General features: G+C 38.1%; 3 protein-coding genes. 1 reads left to right on the forward strand and 2 read right to left on the reverse strand.

What is annotated here, in order from left to right; genetic code table 11:
* Window positions 1-179: 179 nt before the first annotated feature.
* Entirely contained in the window at window positions 180-1,667 is a 1,488-nt protein-coding gene (locus Q0212_RS08625; RefSeq protein WP_297924549.1) for an amidase, read from the reverse strand.
* A gap of 165 nt (window positions 1,668-1,832) precedes the next feature.
* On the opposite strand from Q0212_RS08625, the gene Q0212_RS08630 reads away from it, so the two are divergent.
* Complete coding sequence (locus Q0212_RS08630) at window positions 1,833-2,981, forward strand: acetate/propionate family kinase (RefSeq protein ID WP_297924551.1); 1,149 nt, start codon at window positions 1,833-1,835, stop codon at window positions 2,979-2,981.
* Here Q0212_RS08630 and Q0212_RS08635 read toward each other — a convergent pair.
* The gene (locus Q0212_RS08635; protein WP_297924553.1) at window positions 2,962-3,924 is read right to left on the reverse strand and encodes an integron integrase; all 963 of its coding nucleotides are present in this window, start codon (window positions 3,922-3,924) and stop codon (window positions 2,962-2,964) included. The genes Q0212_RS08630 and Q0212_RS08635 overlap by 20 nt on opposite strands.
* Between the last annotated feature and the right edge of the window lie 244 nt (window positions 3,925-4,168).

Raw genomic sequence — 4,168 nt, forward strand, 5'->3', positions numbered from 1 at the left:
GCTCTTCCGATCTCAGATGTGGAGATTGGTGAACAAGATCAAGCACTTTTCGAATTGCCTAAAGATTATACAAAAATTAAAGACTGAACCTTGTTGTGTATTAGCTGCAATATCCTCCCGCCCCCCCCCTTAGTAAAAGAGGGGGAGGATTCAAAATATGTGATTGACGGTGAAATGTGTTACTCAAGTGATGACATTAAAGGAGGTGGCGTAAAACCACCCATCAACTTGCTCAATAGACTAGCAAATTTGATGGTTGTTTTATCGTGAAAACGTGCTCCCATAATTTGAATATTAACAGGTAAACCACTACGCGTAATGCCTAAGGGTGCGCTTGTTGCGGGTAAACCCAGTAATGTTGCAGGTGCTATCCAAGTAAATAATTCGGTATAGCTGCGTTGTTCACCATTAACTGTAATACGACGTTGGGGCATTTCTGGTTTTTGTTGATGGGGAATGGTTGTCGAAGGTGTTGGTGGCATTAAAATCACATCATACTCATTAAATACCTGACTAAATTTTTTGCGTAATCTTAAACTATGCTCATGGCTATAATGCCAGTTAGCATAACTTTGAGCCATTCCTTGCAAAAAGTTTTCGAATAAAGGCGGAGCTTTAACATATTTTCCAACTTTGGCTAATACGGGAGCTGCGACTCCCATTAAATTACGTTGTAATGTACTTTGTGACAACGCCATAACACTGCCCAATTGACGCAAATATAAAGGATAAAACGTATTTAAACTCATGCCTAACGGCGCGCCAATTTGAACATTAACACCTGCTGCTTTTAATTTTTCAAATAAACTCAAATAGATTTGTCGCATTTCATTGTCTATCGGGCATAAATTATCATCAATCCACAGCAACACCCTAAAATCTTGTAAAGTTTTTTGTTTGGCTTTGGGCAGTTTTATTTGCCATGCAATCGCATCATCAGGATTGGCACCAACGACCACATCCAACATCAAGGCCAAATCTTCAGCTGTGCGAGCCATTGGCCCAGCTACCGCTAAATCTGGTGTTTTTTGGGTATCAGGTGGGCCTGGAATATGGCCTCGTAAGGAAATAATGCCATGTGTAGGTTTGTGACCATACACGCCACAAAAATGAGCAGGTGTACGAATTGAACCACCAATATCACTCCCCAGTTCAAGAGCGGTAAATCCTGCTGCTAATGCAGCGGCTGCACCACCAGAAGATCCGCCTGGTGTATAACGCAAATTCCAAGGATTATTGGTTGTACCATAAATTTTGTTATAACTTTGCACATCGGAAGCAAATAAAGGAACATTGGTTTTAGCAAAAACAATGGCTCCCTCATCAATTAGACGTTGTACTGCTGCAGCGGCCTGTTTGGGAAAATAATCACGAAACTCAGGCGCACCAGCTGTACATGGCATATCGGGTACTTCAAAGGTATCTTTAATGGTGATTGGTAAGCCATGCAAAACACCCCAAGACTCGCCTCTAGCCCTAGCTGCATCGGCTGCATCGGCTCTTGCTCTAGCTTTTTCTAAATTCATTGCAACGACAGCATTCACCGCAGGATTCTTAACATTAATGCGTGAAATATAGGTTTCTAATAAGGCACGACTACTGATTGAGCCATTTTTTAGTTGAATTAATAATTGACTTGCAGAAAGATATAACCATTCGGAATTCACGATATTATCCTATGTCATTGAAGTATTAGTGAGATATTAGACTATTCTGTCAAAAGCAGTAACTATGCACTAGGGTAATAAAGATGGTTATTTTAGGCCAATATACCCTATTAAAAATCAACTTGATAATTACTCATACACTCACTAATAAAACATGGTGTTCTAATGCAACAATTAATACTGACATTTAACGTTGGATCATCCTCACTAAAATTTTCCTGTTATCAACAAGAAAAACCATTATTTTCATTAAATATAGATTTAAAGCAGCAGCAATTTTTAGGACAGGGACAATTTCAGATTAAAAATTGGACACCAAGTTATCACTTGGCTGACGATGCTTGTTTTATCGTTGACCATATCAAGACACATTATGCACCTTTAAACCTCATAATTGCCCATCGAGTTGTGCATGGGGCAGAGCATCAACAAGCAGTGATGATTACGCCAGACATCTTGCAAGAGCTTGAGGCACTCTCGCCATTATGTCCTTTACATCAGCCACCTGCTTTGACAGTCATCAATGCTATACAAAATAAATGGCCTGATATTCAACAAATCGCTGCTTTTGATACTTCTTTTCATCAATCACAATCAAGAATAGCACGTAGTTTTGCTTTGCCAAAAATACTTACAAGTAAAGGCATTAAACGTTATGGATTTCATGGGTTATCTTGCCAATCTATTATTGGCCAGTTAGCAAATACACAGCGAGATAAAGGTCGTGTTATTGTCGCTCATTTGGGGAATGGCTCAAGTATTACTGCTATTAAAGATGGAGTTAGCCAAGCGAATAGTATGAGTTTTAGTACATTAGATGGGCTACCGATGGGAACACGTTGTGGTCATTTAGATGCGGGTGTGATGTTATATTTAGTCGAGCAGGGATGGACTGCGCAATCCTTAACAGAATTATTGTATTACCAATCAGGATTATTAGGTTTATCAGGTATTAGCTCAGATATGCGTGTTTTGATGGATAGTCAGGAGACAGAAGCTAAATTTGCTATCGATTATTTTGTTGACTATTGTGCAAGAACCATTGCTGCAATGGCTACAACGATACAGGGAATAGATAGATTGGTTTTTACAGGTGGGATAGGTGAACATCAGTCCACCATTCGAGCAAATATAGTTGAGCATTTAACTTGGTTAGGCTTAAAAATTAACCCTCAAGCAAATGAGCAACATAGTTTTATAATTTCGACTGATGACTCAACGGCAGAGCTATTATGCTTACCAACTAATGAGCAAGAGCAACTTTTTTTAGCCGCTAAGCAACTCGTCAAATTGTCTAACGATCAAGAGGACTGATGACTCCTTTCCCACCTTTGTTTAAAACGTGGGTATAAATCATTGTTGTACTTATATCATTATGACCCAATAGCTCTTGAATAGTGCGAATATCATAGCCACTTTCTAATAAATGCGTAGCAAAAGAGTGCCTTAAAGAATGACAGCTTGCTGGTTTATAAATATTTGCAGCAGATATGGCATTTTTAATCGCCCGTTGAATGACTTGTTCACTAAGATGATGACGCTGTTTAGTATCTGATCTTGGGTCTGTTGAGGCTGTTTTAGCTGGAAAAACATATTGCCATGCCCATTCAGAGTTAGCATTAGGATATTTTTTGTCTAATGCAAAAGGTAAATATACGGTACCATAACCGTTTTCTAATGCTTGACAGTGTAGAAGGCGAACTTTTTCTAAATGTACAGCTAAAGGTTTAACAAGTGATTTTGGCAGCATGGTAATACGATCTTTTTGGCCTTTACCATCTCTAACGATAATTTGATGTGTTTTTAGATCTATGTCTTTTACCCTTAAACGGAGACATTCTAATAAGCGCATACCACTGCCATATAACAATGATGCAATTAACCAAATTGTTCCATCCAATTGAGCTAATAACTGCTTAATTTCATCTTGAGTTAGAACCACGGGTAAGCGTTTAGGTTTTTTAGCTCGACTGATGTTTTCAAGTTCAGGCATATCCATACATAACACGTCTTTGTATAGAAAAACAATAGATGATAATGCTTGATTTTGAGTTGATGCCGAAACATTCTTGTCAGTCGCTAAATAGCTTAAAAACTGTTCTATGTGAAAAGCTTTTAGTTGTCTAGGATGTTGTTTTTGATGAAAAAGAATAAATCGTTTAATCCAATTTTTATAAGCTTCTTCAGTTCGAATACTATAATGTTTGAGACGAATTTTGGTCGATACTAAATCTAATAATGTGGGTGAGTCATACATTTGCTTTCTTCCTTGATCTTCAAATAAACCACTTTACTTATCCTAACTTTTAGTGCAGTATTTTTCAACATAGGCACGTCCTAACTTTAGGCTGCAAAAAATCACTGGATTATACGTCATTTTTGCCGTATATCTGTTTATGCGTCAAAAGTGACGTAAAATAAGACGTCATTTAGGACGTCTAAAAGTTGTTAGGCATGGTATATTGTCTAGGTACAGGCTAAGCAGGTGTAACCTCTCTACT

It is taken from the genome of uncultured Agitococcus sp. (assembly GCF_937920075.1).
Taxonomy (GTDB): domain Bacteria; phylum Pseudomonadota; class Gammaproteobacteria; order Pseudomonadales; family Moraxellaceae; genus Agitococcus.